The sequence below is a fragment of the Streptomyces sp. NPDC036984 genome, from assembly GCF_055607665.1.
Window position 1 is genome coordinate 112797 of sequence record NZ_JBVJRL010000012.1, and the last position, 21735, is coordinate 134531.

At 71.0% G+C, this 21735-nt stretch carries 17 protein-coding genes; 13 read left to right on the forward strand and 4 right to left on the reverse strand.

Annotation, left to right across the window (positions count from 1 at the left end):
• Positions 1–151: 151 nt before the first annotated feature.
• The 3 genes from ACZ7DL_RS22475 to ACZ7DL_RS22485 form a co-directional block, all read right to left on the reverse strand.
• Positions 152–2614 carry an ATP-binding SpoIIE family protein phosphatase gene (locus ACZ7DL_RS22475; RefSeq protein WP_470776315.1) on the reverse strand — a complete coding sequence of 821 codons (2463 nt, stop codon included), beginning with the start codon at positions 2612–2614 and terminating at the stop codon, positions 152–154.
• A 142-nt stretch (positions 2615–2756) separates the two neighbouring features.
• On the reverse strand, positions 2757–5153 hold the full coding sequence (locus ACZ7DL_RS22480) for an MFS transporter (protein ID WP_470776317.1): 2397 nt from the start codon (positions 5151–5153) through the stop codon (positions 2757–2759).
• 162 nt (positions 5154–5315) lie between these two features.
• A complete protein-coding gene (locus tag ACZ7DL_RS22485; RefSeq protein WP_470776319.1) occupies positions 5316–5759 on the reverse strand; it encodes an SRPBCC family protein in 444 nt (147 codons plus the stop codon).
• A gap of 135 nt (positions 5760–5894) precedes the next feature.
• Between ACZ7DL_RS22485 and ACZ7DL_RS22490 the strand changes: the two genes are divergently transcribed.
• From ACZ7DL_RS22490 to ACZ7DL_RS22505, 4 genes are all read left to right on the forward strand, one after another.
• Positions 5895–6938: an Rv2578c family radical SAM protein gene (locus ACZ7DL_RS22490; protein ID WP_470776321.1), complete on the forward strand. Its 1044-nt coding sequence runs from the start codon at positions 5895–5897 to the stop codon at positions 6936–6938.
• Positions 6939–7085: 147 nt separating this feature from the next.
• Positions 7086–8648 (forward strand): alpha/beta hydrolase, encoded by a 1563-nt coding sequence (locus ACZ7DL_RS22495; RefSeq protein WP_470776323.1) that lies wholly within the window; start codon positions 7086–7088, stop codon positions 8646–8648.
• A 218-nt stretch (positions 8649–8866) separates the two neighbouring features.
• Complete coding sequence (locus tag ACZ7DL_RS22500) at positions 8867–9085, forward strand: hypothetical protein (protein ID WP_470776325.1); 219 nt, start codon at positions 8867–8869, stop codon at positions 9083–9085.
• 20 nt (positions 9086–9105) lie between these two features.
• Positions 9106–9600, forward strand: coding sequence for a GNAT family N-acetyltransferase (locus ACZ7DL_RS22505; protein ID WP_470776532.1), 495 nt, complete (start codon positions 9106–9108; stop codon positions 9598–9600).
• Positions 9601–9607: 7 nt separating this feature from the next.
• Here ACZ7DL_RS22505 and ACZ7DL_RS22510 read toward each other — a convergent pair whose 3' ends face one another.
• Positions 9608–10189 (reverse strand): adenylosuccinate lyase, encoded by a 582-nt coding sequence (locus tag ACZ7DL_RS22510; RefSeq protein ID WP_470776327.1) that lies wholly within the window; start codon positions 10187–10189, stop codon positions 9608–9610.
• 420 nt (positions 10190–10609) lie between these two features.
• On the opposite strand from ACZ7DL_RS22510, the gene ACZ7DL_RS22515 reads away from it, so the two are divergent.
• The 9 genes from ACZ7DL_RS22515 (at position 10610) to pssA (ending at position 21568) form a co-directional block, all read left to right on the forward strand.
• Positions 10610–12424: a 3-hydroxyacyl-CoA dehydrogenase family protein gene (locus ACZ7DL_RS22515; protein ID WP_470776329.1), complete on the forward strand. Its 1815-nt coding sequence runs from the start codon at positions 10610–10612 to the stop codon at positions 12422–12424.
• A 142-nt stretch (positions 12425–12566) separates the two neighbouring features.
• Positions 12567–13406, forward strand: coding sequence for a TetR family transcriptional regulator (locus tag ACZ7DL_RS22520; protein WP_470776331.1), 840 nt, complete (start codon positions 12567–12569; stop codon positions 13404–13406).
• A gap of 429 nt (positions 13407–13835) precedes the next feature.
• Positions 13836–15173 carry a crotonyl-CoA carboxylase/reductase gene (gene ccrA, locus ACZ7DL_RS22525; RefSeq protein ID WP_470776535.1) on the forward strand — a complete coding sequence of 446 codons (1338 nt, stop codon included), beginning with the start codon at positions 13836–13838 and terminating at the stop codon, positions 15171–15173.
• A 9-nt stretch (positions 15174–15182) separates the two neighbouring features.
• A complete protein-coding gene (locus ACZ7DL_RS22530) occupies positions 15183–17210 on the forward strand; it encodes a protein meaA (RefSeq protein WP_470776332.1) in 2028 nt (675 codons plus the stop codon).
• The gene (locus ACZ7DL_RS22535) at positions 17207–18169 is read left to right on the forward strand and encodes an HpcH/HpaI aldolase/citrate lyase family protein (RefSeq protein ID WP_208897818.1); all 963 of its coding nucleotides are present in this window, start codon (positions 17207–17209) and stop codon (positions 18167–18169) included. The genes ACZ7DL_RS22530 and ACZ7DL_RS22535 overlap by 4 nt, the downstream gene beginning before the upstream one ends.
• 4 nt (positions 18170–18173) lie before the next feature.
• Positions 18174–18686 carry a MaoC family dehydratase gene (locus ACZ7DL_RS22540; RefSeq protein ID WP_470776333.1) on the forward strand — a complete coding sequence of 171 codons (513 nt, stop codon included), beginning with the start codon at positions 18174–18176 and terminating at the stop codon, positions 18684–18686.
• Positions 18687–18688: 2 nt separating this feature from the next.
• Entirely contained in the window at positions 18689–19894 is a 1206-nt protein-coding gene (locus tag ACZ7DL_RS22545) for an acyl-CoA dehydrogenase family protein (protein WP_470776335.1), read from the forward strand.
• Positions 19895–20064: 170 nt separating this feature from the next.
• Positions 20065–20721, forward strand: coding sequence for a phosphatidylserine decarboxylase (locus tag ACZ7DL_RS22550; RefSeq protein ID WP_470776337.1), 657 nt, complete (start codon positions 20065–20067; stop codon positions 20719–20721).
• The gene (gene pssA, locus ACZ7DL_RS22555; protein ID WP_468381940.1) at positions 20708–21568 is read left to right on the forward strand and encodes a CDP-diacylglycerol--serine O-phosphatidyltransferase; all 861 of its coding nucleotides are present in this window, start codon (positions 20708–20710) and stop codon (positions 21566–21568) included. The genes ACZ7DL_RS22550 and pssA overlap by 14 nt, the downstream gene beginning before the upstream one ends.
• The last annotated feature ends 167 nt before the right edge of the window (positions 21569–21735 follow it).

Below are 21735 nucleotides of genomic sequence, written 5' to 3' on the forward strand. Positions count from 1 at the left end.
CCGCGCGGCACCTTCACGAGATGTACCGGCTCCGGACACCCGGCGAGGCGCGCGGCCCGGCCGCGCGCCTCGGTTCAGGGCGCCTCCGGCTCAGCGCGCCTCGGTCACCGCGCCTCGGTTCAGGGCGTTTCCGGCTCAGCGCGCCTCGGGCTCAGCGCCCCTCGGTGAGAGACTGTTCGAACCAGACGGTCTTGCGGTGTCCGGTGGCGCTGGCGCCCCACTCCCGGGCCAGCCGGCTGACCACGCGCAGCCCGCGGCCCGACTCGTCGTGAGGGCCGGTGGCGAGCATGGCGGGCAGGGCGGGTTCGTCGTCGGTGACCTCGAACAGCAGCGCGTCCGTGCGGACCACACGCAGCCCGATGCCGTCGCTCGCGGCGTGCCGGACGGCGTTGCTGACGACCTCGCTGACCAGCAGCTCCGCCGTCTCCACCGCCTGCGGCAGGCCCCACTCCAGCAGCCGGTCCCGGACCAGGCGGCGGGCCCGGGCCACCTCGCGCGGGTCGGCGTCCAGCCGCCATCCGGCGACGTGGTCGTCCGGGATGCCGTTGAGGCGGGCCATGAGCAGGGCGACGTCGTCCTTGCGGCCGCCGTGGGTGTTCAGGGCGCGGATGATGGTGTCGCAGGCGTCGTCCATCGAGGCCGCTGGGTGGGCGGCCGACTCGCAGAGTGCGGCCAGGCCCTCGCCGATGTCGGAGCCGCGCACCTCGACCAGGCCGTCGGTGCACAGCACCAGCCGGTCGCCGGGCGCGACCTTGACGTGGGTGACCTCGAAGGCGACGCCGCCGACGCCGATCGGGGCACCGGTGGGCAGGTCGAGGAGTGCGCTGCTGCCGTCCTCGGCGCGGACCAGCACGGGCGGGATGTGGCCGGCGTTGGCGAGGGTCAGCTCGCCGCGGATCGGGTCGTAGACGGCGTACAGGCAGGTGGCGAGGTAGCTGTCGCCGAGCCTGCGGGCCAGGTCGTCCAGGTTGCGCAGCAGCTGGGCGGGCGGGGTCTCCAGGGTGGCCATGGTCTGCACGGCGGTGCGCAACTGGCCCATCATCGCGGCCGAGTTGAGACCGTGACCCATGACGTCGCCGACCACGAGGGCGGTGCGGGAGCCGGGCAGTTTGATGGTGTCGAACCAGTCGCCGCCGATCCGGCCGAGCCGGGTGCCGGGCAGATAGCGGGTGGCGATGTCGCAGCCGGCCATCCGCGGGGCCACCCGCGGCAGCATGCTGTCCTGGAGGGTGTCGGCGACGTTCTCCTGGTAGGTGTACATACGCGCGTTGTCGAGCACCAGGCCCGCACGGGCCGCGAGTTCGGCGCCGGTGGTGCGGTCCATGTCGTCGAACTGCGGGCGGTCGGAGCGGCGCATCAGCACCATGAAGCCGAGGACGACGTTGCGCGCCTTGAGCGGGACGATCAGCAGCGACCGGTCGGTGATCAGCGGCCGCAGGTCGCGCTTCTCGAACTCGCCGGCGATCCGGTGCGCCAGCTCCTCGGTGACCCGCGGGATGAGCACCGGTTCGCCGGTGACCATGCATTGGTAGAAGGGGGTGTGTTCGGGGAAGGCGAACGCCTCGCCGACCGGCACGGTGTCGTCCCAGCGGCCCGGTTCGTCGTTGTGCTCGACCCAGACGCGGAACATCACGGTGGTGGCGTCCGGCGGACCGTCCGGGAAGTCCTCGCCGGCCAGCACCGCGGCGCGCAGGTGGGTGCCGGCGAAGTCCGCGAACCGGGGCACGGCGGCGCTGGTGACCTCGCGGATGGTCGCGCCGAGGTCCAGGGAGGAGCCGATGCGGGAGCTGACCTCGTTGAGGAACTCCAGCCGTTCGCGGACGGCTGCGTACTCCAGGTCCAGCTCGGCGCCGGCCGGGACCAGGGCCGCGGCGGCCCGGTCCTGGGGTACGACGGTTTCGGCGCGCGTGCGGCCGCGGCGCCGCGGCACGCCCCAGTACGGGGTCACGGGCACCCGGTCGAACTGACTGAACTCCAGGACCGGATAGCCGAGTTCGAGGATCTGGGAGACGATGCGGGCGCTGAGTCCGGGGCCCATGTTGGGCAGAATCTCGGGCAGTCGCCGTTCGAGTTCCTCGGAGGCCGGCAGTTCGGTGTGGCGGGCGAAGCCGGGCGCGATGCGTTCGGCGGTCTCGTCGTCGTGGCCGCGCTCAGCGCACAGCCGGGTGGCGTCGGCGGCGAGCACGAGCAGCCGGGCGGGGCCCGGGCCGACCAGCGGGTAGGCCCACCAGAGCACGTCGATCCGCTCGCCGTCCGGGCTCTGCCGGGGCGGGCGGAGGCGGGCGCGGCCGGCCGTGGCGTAGCCGGTGTGTCCGCCGAGCGACACGTCCAGGTCGGGGCCGGGGCCGACGTACGCCGTGTATGCGTCCGGCATCGGCTCGCCGGCCGCGTCGTGCGGGTCGTCGGGGAGGGCGCCGGAGACCGGCAGCAGGTCCGCCGCGGGGTGTCCGACGGCGTCCCCTCTGCGCACGCCGAACAGGCGCCGCGCGCCGCTGCTCCAGTGGGACACCAGGCCGGCGCGGTCGACGACGACCACGGCCAGCGGAATCCGGCCCGCCGCGGTGGCGTCGGCGTCGCGCCCGGGAGCTGTGTCCCGTTCGCTGCCACGGTTCATGGCCCAGGCCCTTTCTCCCACGGCTGTCCGCAAACGATCTGTGCCGCCCGCCACTACGGTACGGCGGCGGCCGGTCGCGATGTGTGGCAATCCTGGAATTGGTTTCACCGGTTGACACCGGCGCACGATCCGGCGCGTCCGGTCAGTCCTCGTGCCCCAGCTGGAGATCGCGCTCGGTGCGGCCACCGCCCGCGACCTGCAAGACCGTGGCGACCGGTGGGTAACCTGCGGCGATGACGGTGTACTCGCCGGAGGAGAGGTCCACGAACCGGAACGTTCCGTCGGTGCCCGTGGTGAGGGTGTCGACGACGTTGCCGGCGGCGTCCAGAAGCGTCACGCGCGCGTCCTCCACGGCCCGGCCGCCGCTCGCCCGGACGGTACCCCTCAGCACGGCGCCGCCCGCGAGTTCGATGTCCTGCCGGGTCTCCCGGGACGCCTGCACGGTGACCGGGAGCGCGGCGGGCCGGAAGGCGGGGGCGCTGGCGGCGAGGGTGTACTCGCCGGCGACCAGCTCGGTGATGACGTAGCCGCCCTCGCGTCCGCTGCGGGTGGCGGCGACGACCTCGCCGTGCACGTTGGTCAGGGTGACGGTGGCGTCCCGGACGGCGCTGCCGTCGGCGGTGAGCACGCTGCCGGCGAGCCGGCCGGCGCCGCCGAGGACGACGTCGAGTTCGACGGGGCGTTCGCCGACGGTGACCGAGACGGCCTGCGGCTGGTGTCCGCCGGCGGCGGCGATCAGCACGTACGCTCCGGAGCCGGGTGTGCTGAGCGCGTACCGCCCGTCGTCGCCGCTGGCGCCCCGCCCGATCTGCTGCCCGGCGATGTCGATGAGGGTGAGCGCCGCGCGGGGCACCACGGTGCCGTCCGGGTGCTGCACCGTGCCGCAGACGGGGATTCCGGCGGCGTTCGAGGTCCGGGCGTGCGGGACCGGGGCGGTCACGGTCTGCGGCTCCGTTTCGGCGGTGTTGTGGGACACCAGCGGTTTCTCCTTGAGGAAGAAGGCGATGAGGAGGCCGAGGACGAGCACCGGGACGAGGTAGAGAAAGATCCGGGGCATCGCGTCGGCGTAGGCGCGGATGTAGGCGTCGCGCAGCGCCGGAGGCAGCGCGTGGACGAGCTGCGGGGTGAGCGAGTCGGGGTCGGGCAGCCCGGCGCCCGCACGCGTGGGCAGCTCCCGGCGCAGGGCGTCGGCGAGCCGGTCGGCGAAGAGGGTGCCGAAGACGGCGGCGCCGACGCTGCCGCCGATCTGCCGGAAGTAGTTGTTGGCACTGGTGGCGCTGCCGAGGTCGGCGGGGCGCACGGAGTTCTGCACGGCGAGGACGAGGACGGGCATGACCAGGCCGATGCCGGCGCCGAGGACGGCCATCCAGATGCTGTAGTGCAGCCGGGGGGTGTCGATCTCCAGCCGGGACAGCAGCCACATGCCGACGACGGAGACGGCGCCGCCGAGCACGGGGAAGATCTTGTAGCGGCCGGTGTGGCTGATGAGCTGGCCGCCGATGATCGACGCACCGACGATCCCGGCCATCATCGGCAGCATCAGCAGCCCGGACTCGGTGGCGCTGGCCCCGTCGACCATCTGGAGGAAGGTCGGCAGATAGCTGGCGGCGCCGAACAGGGCGACGCCGATCACCAGCCCGACCAGGCCGCTGATGGTGAAGACGGAGTCGCGGAACAGCCGCAGCGGGATGAGGGGTTCGGCGGCGAAGCGCTCGGCGACGAGGAAGAGGACGCCGGCGGCGAGGGCGCCGGAGCCGAGGCCGAGGATCTGCCGGGAGCCCCAGGCGTATTCGGTGCCGCCCCAGCTGGTGAGCAGGACCAGGCAGGTGGAGGCGGCGGCGAGCAGCAGCGCGCCGAGGACGTCGAACCGGGCCCGCACGCGCGTCCTGGGGAGTTTCAGCACGACGGTGACGACGGCGAAGGTGACCAGGCCGAAGGGGACGTTGACGTAGAAGCACCAGCGCCAGGTGAGGTGGTCGGTGAAGTAGCCGCCGAGCAGCGGCCCGGCGACGGAGGCGAGGCCGAAGACGGCGCCGATCAGGCCCATGTACCGGCCGCGTTCGCGGGGCGGCACGATGTCGGCGATGATCGCCTGCACGCCGATCATGAGCCCGCCCGCGCCGACGCCCTGGAGGGCGCGGAAGGCGATCAGCTGGTCCATGGTGCCGGCCCGGCCGGCGAGCGCGGAGCCGAGGACGAAGACGGCGATGGCGAACTGGAAGACGCCCTTGCGGCCGACCAGGTCGCCGAGTTTGCCGTACAGGGGCAGGCCGATGGTGGAGGTGAGCAGATAGGCGGTGATCGCCCAGGACATCCTGTCCAGGCCGTGCAGTTCGCCGACGACCTTCGGCAGGGCGGTGGCGACGATCATCTGGTCCAGGGCGGCCAGCAGCAGCGCCAGCATCAGCCCGGAGAACACCAACCGGATGCGGCGCGGCCCGAGTCCGGCGGGCGGCGCGGGGGGCGGCGGGGCGGCGGTCTGCTCTTCCACAGCCGGCGCCACGACCGGCTCGTGCTCCACCAGTGTCGTCCCGCCCACGGACCACTCCCCTCGTCACACCTGTCACATTTCCCGCGTAAGGCGACAACTGCGAACAACTGCGGCGAGTTACGGCACCGCCCGGTGAGGGACGGGGATCCACTCGAACCGGTGAAGGGGTCAACCGGAGGTCAACGCCCCTTCACCGGCGGGCCCTTGGAGCTACTTCTCGACCTCGGCGGCGAGGTTGGCGAGCAGGGCGTCGTAGATCCGGCCGAGGCCCTTGGGCGCGAACGTCCGCTCGAAGAAGCCGCCGATGCCGCCGGCGCCCTGCCAGGTGGTGGTGACGACCACGCGGGACGTCCCCTCGCCGGCGGGGGTGACGCGCCAGGTGGTGACCATGGAGGAGTTGCGGTCCTTCTCGACCAGCTCGCCGTCGGTGGGCTCGCTGACCTCCAGCAGGCAGTCGCGCACCCGCTTGCTGGTGGCCTGGAGCTTCCAGTGGACGAGGGTGCCCTCGCCGTCGCCGCCCTCGCGCACCTCGTACTCGCTGAAGTGCTCGGGCAGCAGCTTCTGCCGCGTGCCGCGGTAGTCGGCGAGGGCGTCGAACACCTTCTCCGCGTCCGCCGCGACGACCCGCTCCGTAGTGGCCTCGACCTGCGCCATTGCGTTCCTCCAGGACCTGGTTTCTCGGGGTTGGGGCAAGCCAACCACCCCGGCGCCCGGCCACCCAAATCGGGGTTCGCACGATGATGGGAACACATGTTCTATTCTGTGGCCGGGCGAGAACGAGGAGGCGTCATGCGCTGGGACAACCTCACGGACGAGAGCGAACACGGCCGGGCCGCCGATGCCGTGCTGTTCGGCGCGGGCGCCGTGACCACGCGTACGTTCGACACGCCGGAATTCCGCGGCATCACCTTCCACGAGGTCCGGGCCCGCTCGGTCCTGAACCGGGTGCCGGGCGCCTCGCGCATGCCGTTCGAGTGGACGGTCAACCCCTACCGCGGCTGCACGCACGCATGCGTCTACTGCTTCGCCCGCAAGACGCACAGCTACCTGGACCTGGACACGGGCATCGGCTTCGACACCCAGATCGTGGTCAAGGTGAACGCCCCCGAGGTGCTGCGCCGCCAGCTGGGATCCCGCCACTGGCAGGGCGACCACGTGGCGATGGGCACGAACGTCGACTGCTATCAGCGCGCCGAGGGCCGGTACCGGCTGATGCCGGGCATCATCTCCGCGCTCACCGACCACGCGAACCCGTTCTCGATCCTCACCAAGGGCACCCTGATCCTGCGCGACCTGGAGCTGCTGGTCCGGGCGGCCGAGGTGACGGACGTGGGCATCTCGGTCTCCGTCGGCTTCCTGGACACCGAGCTGTGGCGCACGGTGGAGCCGGGCACGCCCGCGCCCGAGCGCCGGCTGGACGTCGTCCGCACCCTCGGGGAGCACGGGATCGGCTGCGGGGTGCTGATGGCACCGGTGATCCCCTTCCTGAGCGACCACCCGGCCCAGCTGCGGGCGACGGTTCGGGCGATCGCGGCGGCCGGGGCCACCTCCGTCACCCCCCTGGCGCTGCACCTGCGGCCGGGCGCCCGGGAGTGGTTCACGGCGTGGCTCGGGCAGCACCATCCGCACCTGGTGCGGCGGTACGAGCGGCTGTACGCGGAGGGCGCCTACGCGCCGAAGTGGTACCAGCGCCGGATCACCCGTCAGGTGCACGAGCTGGCCGAGGAGTACGGCATCGGGCCCACGCGCGCGGGACTGGCCCGCCGGATCCGGCCGGCCGCGCCCGCCGCACCCCCGGCCGGATCCGAGCCGACCCAGCTCAGCCTCATGTGAGCACGTCCGGGGCGTTAGGGGGCATCCCACGGCCCAATTGGGTCAAGTATCGGAGGAACACGTTCTTCAGGGCCTCGATTCCGGGACGATCCGGCGAGAACCGCGAGCCTCGCGGTTCGCCGAAACCTCCGTCCCGGGAGGACCCGTATGAGAACACGCGCAGCCGTGCTGTGCGCGGCCGCCGCCGTGGTGGCGGGCTCGCTCACCGCCCATCCCGCCCAGGCGTACGGCACCGCGTCCGTGCCGAAGCTCGCCTGGAAGAAGTGCGGCACCACCGACCATCCCCGGCTCCAGTGCGCGTCCCTGAAGGTGCCGTTGGACCACGCGCACCCGTCGGGCCGGCAGATCACGCTCGCCCTGTCCCGGGTCCCGCACACCGCGCGGCGCTCCGAGGGCCCGCTGCTGGTCAACCCCGGCGGCCCGGGCGGCAGCGGGCTGAGGCTCGCCGGGTTCGTGTCCTCCGCGCTGCCGAAGAGCGTGGCCGCCCGGTACGACGTCATCGGCTTCGACCCGCGCGGGGTCGGGCGGAGCACGCCCGCCCTGAACTGCGCGCCCCACCACTTCAAGCCGCGCCGCCCGGACTCCGTGCCGGCCACCCCCGCGCTGGAGCGGGCGAACCTCGACCGCGCCAAGTCCTTCGCCGCAGCCTGCGGCCGGAAGTACGCCGACGTCCTGCCCTATATGGACACCGTCAGCGCGGCCCGCGACCTGGAGGCCGTGCGCCGGGCCCTCGGCGCGCCGAGGATCAGCTACTTCGGGTACTCCTACGGCACCTACCTCGGCGCGGTCTACGCGAAGCTGTTCCCACAGCGGGTGCACCGCCTGGTGCTGGACTCGATCGTCGATCCGACCGGCGTCTGGTACGAGGACAACCTCGGCCAGGACCACGCCTTCAACGACCGCCACCGCGCGCTGATGGCCTGGATCGCCAAGCACGACGCCCGGTACGGGCTCGGCAAGGACCCCGAGAGGATCGAGGCCCGCTGGTACGCGATGCGGGCGGCCCTGGCGAGGAAGCCGGCCGGCGGCAAGGTCGGCGCCGCCGAGCTGGAGGACACCTTCGTGCCCGGCGGCTACTACAACGGCTACTGGCCCTACCTCGCCGAGGCGTTCGCGGCCTACGTCCACCACAAGGACACCGGGCCGCTGGTGGAGGCGTACGAGGACCTCGCCGCCGTGGACGCCTCGGGCGACAACGGCTACAGCGTGTACACGGCCGTGCAGTGCCGTGACGCCGCCTGGCCGCGCAGCTGGAACCGGTGGCGCGCGGACGCCTGGGAGGCGTACGCCAAGTCGCGCTTCATGACCTGGAGCAACACCTGGTACAACGCGCCCTGTGCGTTCTGGCCGACGCCCGCGCGGCAGCAGGTGAACGTCGCCAACGGCAAGCTGCCGCCGGCGCTGCTCTTCCAGGCCACCGACGACGCGGCCACCCCGTACGCCGGGGGCGCCACGGTCCACCGGCTGCTGGCCCGCTCCAGCCTGGTGGTCGAGGAGGGCGGCGGCAACCACGGCATCACGCTGAGCGGCAACAAGTGCCTGGACGGGCACCTGGCCGCGTACCTGAGCAGCGGCAAGGTGCCGCGGGGTGCCGGCCCGGCCGACGCGGTCTGTGCGAAGTCGCCGGATCCGAAGCCGCTGAAGGGGAAGTCGGCGTCGACGGCGCCCCGCGGTTCGACCCTGCACGGCATGCTGGGCTTCCGCCACTAGGGGGTTTCGTTTGGATCAGGTCGGATCAGGCCGCGGCGCATGGTGCGGTGCATCGCAAGGCGGAGGATCACCCGCGTACTGGGCGTACTCGGGTGGTCCGACAACGCGGCGAGGTGCCGTGCCGGGCGTCGCGGACCCGGGCTGATCCAAACGAAGCCCCCTAGGCAACCGGCCCGGCTCGCACGAGCGTTGTCCGTGGGGTGGTCCACGATGTACGCATGAGCGAACGGACCCGCATCGCCGCCACCGACGGGCTGATCCCCGCCGCCCAGGGCACCCTCCCTCACGTGCTCGGCTTCCCTCGAACAGGGGGAACCCCGATGGTGACCGCGACCGGCCGACTCGTCGCGGTCTCCGGCCGGCTCACGCTCGACGAGGACGGGAAGCCGGCCGGGGCGGGCGATCCGGCGGCCCGGGCCGGGCAGGTGCTCGCGTGAGGGCCCCGACGGTCCGGGAGATGCGGCTCGCCGACTGCGACCGCGTCTCCGAGATCCGGATCCGCGGCTGGCAGCACGCCTACCGAGGGCTCATGCCCCAGCCGTATCTCGACGGGCTCAGCGTCACGGCGGATGCCGAGCGGCGGCGGGCCCGGTTGGGGCAGGGCGACGGTCCGGTGGTGAACCTGGTCGCCGAGCGGGGCGGCAGGGTCGTCGGGTGGGCGGCTTGCGGGCCGTACCGGGACGGTGACACCCGCACGGAAGACGCCGAGCTCTACGCGATCTACGTCGACCCGGCCCACCTCGGCGGCGGGATCGGGCGAGCGTTGCTGGCCGCGTCGGTCGAGCGGTGCCCGGGGTCTCCCCGCATGCTGCTGTGGGTTCTCAAGGACAACGCCCCCGCCCGCCGCTTCTACGAGCGCGCGGGGTTCCGGGCCGACGGCGCCGAGGAGCCCTTCGAGGCGGGCGGCGTGCCGGTGCCCGAGGTGCGGTACGTGAGGAGTCTGCGCGGCTGACCGGGCGTCACCCCGGCTGCTGCTGCGGGATCCGCGCCAGCGCGTGCACCGCCGCCTCCGCAAGTGCCGGGTGGGCCAGGGCCTCGCTCAGGACCCGCCGGGCGCGGGCGTCGCCGAGCGCGCCCAGGCCCTCGACGCAGGCGAGGGCGACCCTGCGGTAGGGGTCGTGCGGGCGCAGCCGCCGCTCCAGGGTGGTGATCAGCGCGGGCACGGACTCGGGGGCGCGCAGGACGACCAGGAGCCGTACCGGGTGCAGGGCGTAGGCGACGCGGAGTTCGTTGGTGGCGAGGGCGGCGGCGGCCCGGGCCGTGCGCGGGTCGTCGAGGCGGGCCAGGGCGTGCGCGGCGGAGGCGCAGCGGGGCGGGTCGCGGTGGTTGAGGAGCAGCACCAGGGACTCGAAGGCGCGCCGGTCGCCCGCGCGGCCGAGGCGGAACGCGGCCAGTTCCCTGGCCCAGAGCGGCTGTCCCGGCGCGGTGAGCACCTCCGCCAGGGCGTCGTGGTCCTCGGTCGCCAGCAGGCGGTCGAACGCCGCCGAGCCGCCCGACTCCTGCCGTAAGCGCTCCGTGAGCGATCGCAACTCTTCGTCCACGGGCCTCAGCGTAGGCGGGTCGCGGCGACCGAGGGAGGCACATCACAAAGTCGGCTTCCCGCGAGGGACTGGCGCGCTCGTTACCCGCCGGTTAAGCTCAGACGAGCGAGTAACCCTCTCGCACATCCACTGGCGACGGTTTGGTGACGCGGCCGTCGTTGGGGACCACCTCCCACGCCTTCGCGGCAGTGGGAGAGCAGTCGGTTCGGCATCTCGTGTGCCGCAGTACGACCTGGCTTCGGGACAGAGCCGGTCGGAAGTTCCGCCGTTGCCGGGCGTGTGCACGCCCGTGGCACCGGCAGCACCGGGCGTGTGCGCTCGCAGCCCGGCAACACCCGCACTCATTTCCCCGCACCGCGGTGCGTCTTCCGGCGCACCCGGCGCGCTCCTCGTCGTCACCCTCATTCCTGGAGTCCCGCGATGGCCACTCCCCTGTCCGACACCCCTCTGTCCCCGCTGTCCCCGCTCAAGACGATCGCCGTCGTCGGCCTCGGCACCATGGGCACCGGCATCACCGAGGTCCTCGCGAAGGCCGGCCGCGAGGTGATCGGCATCGACATCAGCGAGGCGCAGACCGCGAAGGCGCTCGCCACCCTGGAGGCCGCCACCGCCCGCGCCGTGGCGCGCGGCCGGCTCACCGAGGAGGAGCGCGCCGGGGCACTGGCCCGCGTCCGCACCGCCACCGACCTGGCCGCGGCGGCCGAGGCCGACCTCGTCATCGAGGTGGCTCCGGAGTCGTACGAGATCAAGCAGCAGATCTTCCGGGCGCTGGACGGCATCGTCCGCCCGGAGACGATCCTCGCGACCGGCACCAACGCGCTGTCCGTGACCCGGCTGGCCGCCGACTCGGCCCGCCCCGAGCGCGTGCTCGGCCTGCACTTCTTCAACCCGGCCCCGGCGATGCGGCTGGTGGAGGTCGTCTCCTCGGTGCTGACCGCGCCGGGGGCCGTCGCCGCCGTCACCGAGCTCGCGATCGAGCTGGGCAAGGAGCCGGTCGCGGTCGGCGACCGCCCGGGCTTCGTCGCGGACGGGCTGCTCTTCGGCTACCTGAACCAGGCCGCGGCGATGTACGAGGCGAAGTACGCCTCCCGCGAGGACATCGACGCCGCCATGCGGCTCGGCTGCGGCCTGCCGATGGGCCCGCTCGCCCTGCTGGACCTGATCGGCGTCGACACCGCGCGTACGGTCCTGGAAGCCATGTACGCCGAGTCCCGGGACCGGCTGCACGCGCCCGCCCCGATCCTGAAGCAGCTCAGCGAGGCGGGCCTGACCGGTCGCAAGTCCGGGCGCGGCTTCTACACCTACGAGGCACCGGGCAGCGCCACGGTCGTGCCGGACGCGCTGACCCCGGCGGCGGGCGATGCGCTCACCCCGGGCCGGGAGGTCCGCTCGGTCGGCGTCGCCGGCTCCGGCACCATGGCCTCCGGCATCGCCGAGGTGTTCGCCAAGGCCGGCTACGAGGTGGTCCTGGCCGCCCGCAGCGAGGAGAAGGCCCAGGCGGCCAAGGCCCGGATCGGCAAGTCGCTCGCCCGCTCCGTCGACAAGGGCCGGCTGACCGCCGAGGCCGCCGCCCGGACCCTGGACCTGATCACCCCGGCCGGTTCCTACGACGCGTTCGCGGACGTCGACCTGGCCGTCGAGGCGGTCGCGGAGGACCTGGAGGTCAAGCGGCAGCTGTTCGCGGCCCTGGACAAGGTCTGCAAGCCGGGCGCGGTGCTGGCCACCACCACCTCGTCGCTGCCCGTCGTCGCCTGCGCCCGCGCCACCTCGCGCCCGCAGGACGTGATCGGCATGCACTTCTTCAACCCGGCGCCGGCCATGAAGCTGGTCGAGGTGGTCCGCACGGTCCTGACGGCCGACGACGTGCACGCGACCGTCCGCGACGTCTGCGCCAAGATCCGCAAGCATGCCGTGGACTGCGGCGACCGGGCCGGATTCATCGTCAACGCGCTGCTGTTCCCGTATCTCAACAACGCGATCAAGATGGTGCAGGAGCACTACGCGTCGCTCGACGACATCGACGCGGCGATGAAGCTCGGCGGCGGCTACCCGATGGGCCCGTTCGAACTGCTGGACGTGGTCGGCCTGGACGTCTCGCTGGCCATCGAGAAGGTGCTGCACCGCGAGTTCCGCGACCCCGGCCTCGCCCCCGCGCCGCTCCTGGAGCACCTGGTGGCCGCGGGCTGCCTCGGCCGCAAGACGGGCCGCGGTTTCCGCGAGTATGCCCGCCGCTGACGGCGTCGGCGACTGGTTCCGGACGGAGACGGACTGGGGCGGACTGCTCGGGCCGGGCGGCTCTCCCCCGCCCGCCCGGCCCGGTGGTCCCCCGCCCTCCACGGGCGGGGGACACCCCGGACCTGCGCACCGAGCTGGGCGCATGCAGTACGTTCGGGTCATGTCCCAGCCCGCCAAGTCCTCACGTACACCAGCTACGCCCGACGCGCCGGAAAGTGCCGCAGGCAGTCGCGCCGCCGCCCAGCGGCTCAAAATGCGCCGAGAACTGGCGGCAGCAGCCATGGAGCTGTTCGCGACCAAGGGGTACGAGGCCACCACCGTCGACGAGATCGCGGCGGCCGCCGGGGTCGCCCGCCGCACGTTCTTCCGTCACTTCCGCTCCAAGGAAGAGGCGATCTTCCCGGACCACGACGACACGCTGATCCGCGCGGAGGCGGTCCTCAACGCCGCCCCCGCGCACGAGCACCCGCTCGACACCGTGTGCCGCGGCATCAAGGAAGTCATGAAGATGTACGCGGCCCGCCCGGAGATCTCGGTAGCCCGTTACAAGCTCACGCGCGAGGTGCCCACCCTGCGCGAGGCCGAGATCGCCTCCGTCGCCCGCTACGAGCGCCTGTTCACCCGTTATCTGCTCGGGCACTTCGACGAGCACGCGCACGCCGACGACGCCAACGACGACCCGCTGCTGGCCGAGGTCGCCGCCTCCGCCGTGGTCACCGCCCACAACCACGTCCTCAGGCGCTGGCTGCGGGCGGGCGGCCAGGGGGACGTGGAGGCGCAGCTGGACCACGCCTTCGCGATCGTGCGCAAGACGTTCGGCACCGGTATCGGGGCCGGCCGCGGCTCCGCCGGCCGGCCGGCCGCCGCGCCCGCAGCGGCGACGGCCTCCGCGCACGGCGAGGTGCTGGTGACGGTCGCCCGTACCGATGCTCCACTGGACGAGGTCATGCGGACCATCGAGGAGGCGCTGAAGGAGCGCTGACGGCTCCGCTCGCCCTGTGACGACGGCCACCCTTCGGGGTGGCCGTTTTGGCATGTCAGGGGCCGTTTTCGAGGAGATTCCAGGAGCCGTTCGATCGATCATCGCTCATTTGTTACGTAAAGATTTCATCTGAGAGCAAGTTCTGGCACTCAGTGCCTTGTCACCTGACACGCGGTGTCATACGTTGAAGGTGTCCGGGCGGTCGGCGAGCAGAGACCATTCGCTCGCCGGCTGTCCCCGCAAGCCCACGCCTGCGCGCCCGGACGCCTGCGTCACAGGCACCCTCCCGCGCCACAAAGCGCTGCCGAAGCACCACCGAGCCGAACCGACGGCACACCCCGAAAACCCTCAGCAGCACTCATCGCAGCACCGACGAACCCTCAGCGCCCCTCCCTCAGGGCGCTCACCGCCGGAGGCAACACCGTGACCGTGAAGGACATCCTGGACGCGATCCAGTCGAAGGACGCCACGCCCGCCGACTTCGCCGCCCTGCCGATCCCCGAGTCGTACCGTGCGATCACCGTGCACAAGGACGAGACGGAGATGTTCGCGGGCCTGGCGACCCGCGACAAGGACCCGCGCAAGTCGATCCACCTGGACGAGGTGCCGGTGCCCGAACTGGGCCCGGGCGAGGCCCTGGTGGCCGTCATGGCCTCCTCGGTCAACTACAACTCGGTGTGGACCTCGATCTTCGAGCCGCTGTCCACCTTCGGGTTCCTGGAGCGCTACGGCCGCACCAACGAGCTGGCCAAGCGCCACGACCTGCCGTACCACATCATCGGCTCCGACCTCGCGGGCGTGGTCCTGCGCACCGGCCCGGGCGTGAACGCCTGGAAGCCGGGTGACGAGGTCGTCGCCCACTGTCTGTCCGTCGAGCTGGAGTCCTCCGACGGCCACAACGACACCATGCTCGACCCCGAGCAGCGCATCTGGGGCTTCGAGACCAACTTCGGCGGCCTCGCGGAGATCGCGCTGGTCAAGTCCAACCAGCTGATGCCGAAGCCGGCCCACCTCAGCTGGGAGGAGGCCGCCGCGCCGGGCCTGGTGAACTCCACCGCCTACCGCCAGCTGGTCTCCCGCAACGGCGCCGGCATGAAGCAGGGCGACAACGTGCTCATCTGGGGCGCCAGCGGCGGCCTGGGATCCTACGCCACCCAGTTCGCGCTGGCCGGTGGCGCCAACCCGATCTGCGTCGTCTCCAGCGAGCAGAAGGCGGACATCTGCCGCTCGATGGGTGCCGAGGCGATCATCGACCGCAGCGCCGAGGGCTACAAGTTCTGGAAGGACGAGCAGACCCAGGACCCGAAGGAGTGGAAGCGCTTCGGCAAGCGCATCCGCGAGCTCACCGGCGGCGAGGACATCGACATCGTCTTCGAGCACCCCGGCCGCGAGACCTTCGGCGCGAGCGTCTACGTCACCCGCAAGGGCGGCACGATCACCACCTGCGCCTCGACCTCGGGCTACATGCACGAGTACGACAACCGCTACCTGTGGATGTCGCTGAAGCGGATCATCGGCTCGCACTTCGCCAACTACCGCGAGGCGTGGGAGGCCAACCGCCTGATCGCCAAGGGCAAGATCCACCCGACCCTGTCGAAGGTGTACTCGCTGGAGGACACCGGCCAGGCCGCCTACGACGTCCACCGCAACCTGCACCAGGGCAAGGTCGGCGTCCTCTGCCTGGCTCCCGAGGAGGGTCTGGGCGTGCGCGACGAGGAGATGCGCGCGAAGCACATCGACGCCATCAACCGCTTCCGGAACATCTGAGGGCCATAGATGACAGAGCGTCAGAAGGACCGTCCGTGGCTCATGCGGACGTATGCCGGCCACTCCACGGCCGAGGCGTCCAACGAGTTGTACCGGCGCAACCTCGCCAAGGGTCAGACGGGTCTGTCGGTGGCGTTCGACCTGCCGACGCAGACCGGCTACGACCCCGACCACATCCTCGCCCGCGGCGAGGTCGGCCGGGTCGGTGTGCCCGTCGCACACCTCGGTGACATGCGCCGGCTGTTCCAGGACATCCCCCTGGAGCAGATGAACACCTCGATGACGATCAACGCCACCGCCATGTGGCTGCTGGCGCTCTACCAGGTCGTCGCCGAGGAGCACGGCGCGGACATCACCAAGCTCCAGGGCACGACCCAGAACGACATCGTCAAGGAGTACCTGTCCCGCGGGACGCACGTCTTCCCGCCGGGACCCTCGCTCCGCCTGACGACGGACATGATCGCGTACACGGTCTCCCACATGCCGAAGTGGAACCCGATCAACATCTGCAGCTACCACCTGCAGGAGGCCGGGGCCACGCCGGTGCAGGAGATCGCGTACGCGATGTCCACCGCGATCGCCGTACTGGACGCCGTGCGCGACTCCGGCCAGGTGCCGCAGGAGCGCATGGGCGATGTGGTGGCCCGCATCTCCTTCTTCGTGAACGCGGGCGTCCGCTTCATCGAGGAGATGTGCAAGATGCGGGCGTTCGGCCGCATCTGGGACAAGATCACGCGCGAGCGGTACGGCATCGAGAACCCCAAGCAGCGCCGCTTCCGCTACGGCGTCCAGGTCAACTCGCTCGGCCTGACCGAGGCGCAGCCGGAGAACAACGTCCAGCGGATCGTCCTGGAGATGCTGGCCGTGACCCTCTCCAAGGACGCGCGCGCGCGTGCCGTGCAGCTGCCCGCCTGGAACGAGGCCCTCGGCCTGCCCCGCCCGTGGGACCAGCAGTGGAGCCTGCGCATCCAGCAGGTGCTCGCCTACGAGAGCGATCTGCTGGAGTACGACGACATCTTCGAGGGCTCGAAGGTGATCGAGGCGAAGGTGGACGCGCTGGTCGAGGACGTCCTCGCCGAGATCGACCGCATCCAGGAGATGGGCGGCGCGATGGCCGCCGTGGAGTCCGGCTACCTGAAGTCCCAGCTGGTCGCCTCGCACGCCGAGCGCCGGGCCCGGATCGAGTCCGGCCAGGAGAAGATCATCGGTGTCAACATCTTCGAGGGCACCGAGCCGAACCCGCTGACGGCCGACCTGGACACCGCGATCCAGACGGTGGACCCGGCGGTCGAGGCCCGGGTGGTCGAGGCCCTTCAGGGCTGGCGGGACACCCGCTACCAGCCGCCCTTCAACCACCCGCGCCCGTGCAAGGCGCTGGAGCGGCTGAAGGAGGCCGCGAAGGGCACCGACAACCTGATGGAGGCCACGCTGGAGTGCGCCCGCGCCGGGGTCACCACCGGCGAGTGGGCGGGTGCCCTGCGCGAGGTGTTCGGCGAGTACCGGGCGCCCACCGGGGTCTCCTCCGCGCCGGTGGCCATCCCCGCCGAGGCCGGCTCCGCCCTTGCGGAGGTCCGCGCCAAGGTCGACGCCACCGCCCGCGACCTGGGCGTCGGCAAGCTGCGCTTCCTGGTCGGCAAGCCGGGCCTGGACGGGCACTCCAACGGCGCCGAGCAGATCGCCGTGCGCGCCCGCGACGCCGGCTTCGAGGTGGTCTACCAGGGCATCCGGCTGACGCCCGAGCAGATCGTGGACGCGGCCCTGGCCGAGGACGTGCACGCCGTGGGCCTGTCGATCCTCTCCGGCTCGCACGCCCAGCTGGTCCCGGACGTCCTCCAGCGGCTGCGTGTGGCCGGTGCCACAGATATACCCGTGATCGCAGGTGGCATCATCCCGAACGGTGACGCCGAACAGCTCAGGGCCGCCGGAGTGGCCGCGGTGTTCACCCCGAAGGACTTCGACATCACCGGAATCATCGGCCGCATCGTGGACGAGATCCGGAAAGCGAACAAGCTCGACCCCCTGGAGGTCCCCGCATGACGACCGTCAACCGCCTTCGCCCGCGGCGCTCCTGCCTGGCCGTGCCGGGCAGCAACCCGCGCTTCCTGGAGAAGGCGCAGGGCCTCCCGGCGGACCAGGTCTTCCTCGACCTGGAGGACGCCTGTGCGCCCCTCGCCAAGCCCGAGGCGCGGCACACCATCGTCAAGTTCCTCAACGAGGGCGACTGGACCGGCAAGACCCGGGTGGTCCGGGTCAACGACTGGACCACCGAGTGGACGTACCGGGACGTCGTCACGGTCGTCGAGGGCGCCGGCCAGAACCTCGACTGCATCATGCTGCCGAAGGTGCAGAACGCCGAGCAGGTCGTCGCGCTGGACCTGCTGCTCACCCAGATCGAGAAGACCATGGGCTTCGAGGTCGGCAAGATCGGCATCGAGGCGCAGATCGAGAACGCGCAGGGCCTGAACAACGTCAACGCGATCGCGCAGGCCTCCCCGCGCGTCGAGACGATCATCTTCGGCCCGGCCGACTTCATGGCGTCGATCAACATGAAGTCGCTCGTCGTGGGCGAGCAGCCGCCCGGCTACCCGGCGGACGCCTACCACTACATCCTGATGAAGATCCTGATGGCCGCCCGCGCCAACAACCTCCAGGCGATCGACGGTCCCTACCTGCAGATCCGCAACATCGACGGCTACCGCGAGGTCGCCCAGCGCGCCGCCGCCCTCGGCTTCGACGGCAAGTGGGTGCTGCACCCGGGCCAGGTCGAGGCGTCCAACGAGATCTTCTCCCCCTCCCAGGAGGACTACGACCACGCCGAGCTGATCCTGGACGCGTACGACTACTACACGTCCGAGGCGGGCGGCAAGAAGGGCTCCGCGATGCTCGGCGACGAGATGATCGACGAGGCCAGCCGCAAGATGGCCCTGGTCATCTCCGGCAAGGGCCGCGCCGCCGGCATGCAGCGCACCAGCAAGTTCGAGATCCCGGAGGCGTAGGGCCATGCAGTTCGGACGCACCTACGAGGAGTTCGAGGTCGGGGCGACGTACAAGCACTGGCCGGGCAAGACGGTCACGGAGTACGACGACCACCTGTTCTGTCTCCTCACCATGAACCACCACCCGCTCCACATGGACACGAACTATGCGGAGAAGACGACGGACTTCGGCAAGAACGTCGTCGTGGGCAACTACATCTACTCCCTGCTGCTCGGCATGAGCGTGCCGGACATCTCCGGCAAGGCGATCGCCAACCTGGAGATCGAGTCGCTCAAGCACGTCGCGCCGACCTTCCACGGCGACACGATCTACGGCGAGACGACCGTGCTCGACAAGTGGCCGTCCAAGTCGAAGAACGACCGCGGGATCGTCTACGTCGAGACCAAGGGCTACAAGCAGGACGGCACCCTGGTGTGCATCTTCCGCCGCAAGGTGATGGTGCCGACCGAGACGTACATCAAGGAGCGCGGCGGCGAACAGCCGGGCCGCCCGGAGCTGAAGCAGCAGGAGAAGTGACGATGGCCCGTCTCGCCCAGACCGCCGGTCTGACCGACGTCCAGCAGGAGATCCTCTCCACCGTCCGGGACTTTGTCGACAAAGAGATCATTCCTGTCGCGACCGAGCTGGAGCACCGCGACGAGTACCCGCAAGCGATCGTGGACGGCCTGAAGGAACTCGGGCTCTTCGGTCTGATGATCCCCGAGGAGTACGGGGGCCTGGGCGAGTCGCTCCTCACCTACGCACTGTGCGTGGAGGAGATCGCCCGCGGCTGGATGTCGGTCTCCGGCATCATCAACACCCACTTCATCGTCGCGTACATGCTCAAGCAGCACGGCACCCAGGAGCAGAAGGACCACTTCCTGCCCAGGATGGCGGCCGGCGACATCCGGGGCGCCTTCTCGATGTCGGAGCCGGGCCTGGGCTCCGACGTGTCGGCCATCACGTCGAAGGCGGTGAAGGACGGCGACGAGTACGTCCTGAACGGCCAGAAGATGTGGCTGACCAACGGCGGCACCTCCTCCCTGGTGGCCGTTCTCGTCCGGAGTGACGAAGGACACCCCGAGGGCACGGCCCCGCACAAGTCGATGACCACCTTCCTGGTCGAGAAGGAGCCGGGCTTCGGCGAGGTCCGCCCGGGTCTCACCATCCCCGGCAAGATCGACAAGATGGGCTACAAGGGTGTCGACACCACCGAGCTCATCATGGACGGCCTGCGCCTACCGGCCGATCGGGTGCTCGGCGGGGTCACCGGGCGAGGTTTTTACCAAATGATGGACGGCGTCGAGGTCGGCCGGGTCAACGTGGCGGCCCGTGGCTGCGGCGTCGCTCAGCGCGCCTTCGAACTCGGCGTCCGGTACGCCCAGCAGCGGCACACTTTCGGCAAGCCGATCGCCCAGCACCAGGCCATCCAGTTCAAGCTGGCCGAAATGGCTACCAAGGTCGAGGCCGCGCATGCCATGATGGTCAACGCGGCACGCAAAAAGGACTCCGGGGAGCGAAACGACCTCGAGGCCGGGATGGCGAAGTACCTCGCCTCCGAGTACTGCAAGGAGGTCGTGGAGGATGCCTTCCGTATCCACGGCGGCTACGGCTTCTCCAAGGAGTACGAGATCGAGCGCCTCTACCGCGAGGCTCCGATGCTGCTGATCGGTGAAGGTACCGCCGAGATCCAGAAAATGATCATCGGTCGCAGGCTGCTCGAAGAGTATCGATTCCAGGGCTGATTGTCCGGGTACGGGGTGTTTTCTCCGAGAAGAAGATCACACCCCGTAGGCGGTCTTCAGCCGCCGACTCGGCTGACTGGCTTGCCCAGTTGTAGCCCGCGACCGGTACGATCCCCGGAAAGCCGCCGTCCCCCGTCAGAGCGCGGCATCATCCGCTACGAAGGTCATCCATGCCCCACAGCCAAATCTCTGCACACCGCGACAGCCTGGTAGGCGCACGCCTCGCGCGCGGAGCATCGCCGTGGCTTCTCCCGACCGTCGCCACCGCAGCCCTCAGCCTGGCCCGCGCTCGCCGTTCGGGCGTCGCCAAGGCCGTCGCCGTGCCCGCCACCGCGCTCGCGGCGGGCATGCTGTGGTTCTTCCGCGACCCCGAGCGCGAGATCGCCCAGGGCCGCGTCATCTCGCCGGCCGACGGTGTGGTGCAGAGCATCATGCCGTGGAAGGACGGACGCACCCGCGTCGCGATCTTCATGAGCCCGCTCAACGTCCACGTCAACCGCGCGCCCCTCGCGGGCACCGTGACGTCGGTCGAGCACATCCCCGGCGGCTTCGTTCCGGCTTTCAACAAGGAAAGCGAGAACAACGAGCGCGTAGTCTGGCATTTCGACACCGAACTCGGCGACATCGAGATGATCCAGATCGCCGGCGCGGTGGCCCGCCGCATCGTGCCCTACATCCCGGAGGGCACGAAGGTCGAGCAGGGCGACCGGATCGGTCTGATCCGCTTCGGCTCGCGTGTCGATCTCTACCTGCCCGAGGGCGTGGAGGTCGCGGTCGAGGTCGGGCAGAAGACCGTGGCTGGGGTGACTCGCATTGACCGTGATTGATCCGGAGACCCAGGCGGGCTGGGTGCCCGAGGCCGACGAGGCGGACGACGAGGAGGAGATGCCCCTCTCGCTCCGCCTGTCGATAGCGGACACCCTCACCCTGGGCAACGCCACGTGCGGCTTCATGGCGGTGTACTTCACCACCACCGGCATCCTGATCCCGCACCTCTCGGGCGACGACTCGGGCATGGCCCGCAACAGCGCGGCCACGGCCGTGATACTCATGCTGTGCGCGGCGGTCTTCGACCTGTTCGACGGCCTCGTGGCCCGCAAGCTGCGGTCGTCGCCGATGGGTGCGGAGCTGGACAACCTCTCCGACCTGATCAGCTTCGGTCTGGCGCCCGCGTACTTCGTGCTCGTGTACGGCATGGTCGCGAGGGACGCGCACGAGCGTGTCGCCGCGGTGGGCGCGATCGTGGTGCTGTTGGCGGTGGTGCTGCGGCTTGCCCGCTTCTCGTGCGTCACCGTGAAGGACGGCACGTTCCAGGGCATGCCCTCGCCGTTCGGTGCACTCACGGTCGTCTCGATCGTGCTGCTCGAGCTGCCGTTCGAGGCGACACTGCTGGCGGTCGTCGGTACCGCCTGGCTGATGGTGAGCCGGGTGGAGTACCCGAAGCCGCGGGGCGTCCTCGCGGCGGCGGTGCTGGGCTGGATCGTTTCGGCCATGGGCCTGCTGGCGGCGTGGGCGTTCGACGCGCCGGGCGGCCAGGTGCTGCTGCAGATGGGCTGCGCGCTGCAGATCGTGATGGCGGCGACCATCCCGCTGTTCGCGACGGCGCGCCGGGTGAACACCTTCCGTGACAACCGGCGCGAGAGCCGTGAGGCACGGGCGGCGCAGTTGCCGTAGCGGCGCTTGTACGAAGGGCCCCGAACCCGGGTAAGGGTTCGGGGCCCTTCGCTGTCCCGACCACCCCGAGGGGGGAAGGCGGCCCGGGCAATCGGCCCGACCAGCCGCCCCGGGCAGTCGGCCCGGGCAATCGGCCCGCCTGGACAATCGGCCCGCCCGGGCAGTCG

Bases quoted from the DNA above. Each gene is read 5' to 3' on its own strand.
- ACZ7DL_RS22475 (WP_470776315.1), bottom strand. From the start codon at position 2,614: ATGAACCGTGGCAGCGAACGGGACACAGCTCCCGGGCGCGACGCCGAC.
- ACZ7DL_RS22485 (WP_470776319.1), bottom strand. From the start codon at position 5,759: ATGGCGCAGGTCGAGGCCACTACGGAGCGGGTCGTCGCGGCGGACGCG.
- ACZ7DL_RS22490 (WP_470776321.1), top strand. From the start codon at position 5,895: ATGCGCTGGGACAACCTCACGGACGAGAGCGAACACGGCCGGGCCGCC.
- ACZ7DL_RS22495 (WP_470776323.1), top strand. From the start codon at position 7,086: ATGAGAACACGCGCAGCCGTGCTGTGCGCGGCCGCCGCCGTGGTGGCG.
- ACZ7DL_RS22500 (WP_470776325.1), top strand. From the start codon at position 8,867: ATGAGCGAACGGACCCGCATCGCCGCCACCGACGGGCTGATCCCCGCC.
- ACZ7DL_RS22505 (WP_470776532.1), top strand. From the start codon at position 9,106: ATGCGGCTCGCCGACTGCGACCGCGTCTCCGAGATCCGGATCCGCGGC.
- ACZ7DL_RS22515 (WP_470776329.1), top strand. From the start codon at position 10,610: ATGGCCACTCCCCTGTCCGACACCCCTCTGTCCCCGCTGTCCCCGCTC.
- ACZ7DL_RS22520 (WP_470776331.1), top strand. From the start codon at position 12,567: ATGCAGTACGTTCGGGTCATGTCCCAGCCCGCCAAGTCCTCACGTACA.
- ACZ7DL_RS22530 (WP_470776332.1), top strand. From the start codon at position 15,183: ATGACAGAGCGTCAGAAGGACCGTCCGTGGCTCATGCGGACGTATGCC.
- ACZ7DL_RS22535 (WP_208897818.1), top strand. From the start codon at position 17,207: ATGACGACCGTCAACCGCCTTCGCCCGCGGCGCTCCTGCCTGGCCGTG.
- ACZ7DL_RS22540 (WP_470776333.1), top strand. From the start codon at position 18,174: ATGCAGTTCGGACGCACCTACGAGGAGTTCGAGGTCGGGGCGACGTAC.
- ACZ7DL_RS22545 (WP_470776335.1), top strand. From the start codon at position 18,689: ATGGCCCGTCTCGCCCAGACCGCCGGTCTGACCGACGTCCAGCAGGAG.
- ACZ7DL_RS22550 (WP_470776337.1), top strand. From the start codon at position 20,065: ATGCCCCACAGCCAAATCTCTGCACACCGCGACAGCCTGGTAGGCGCA.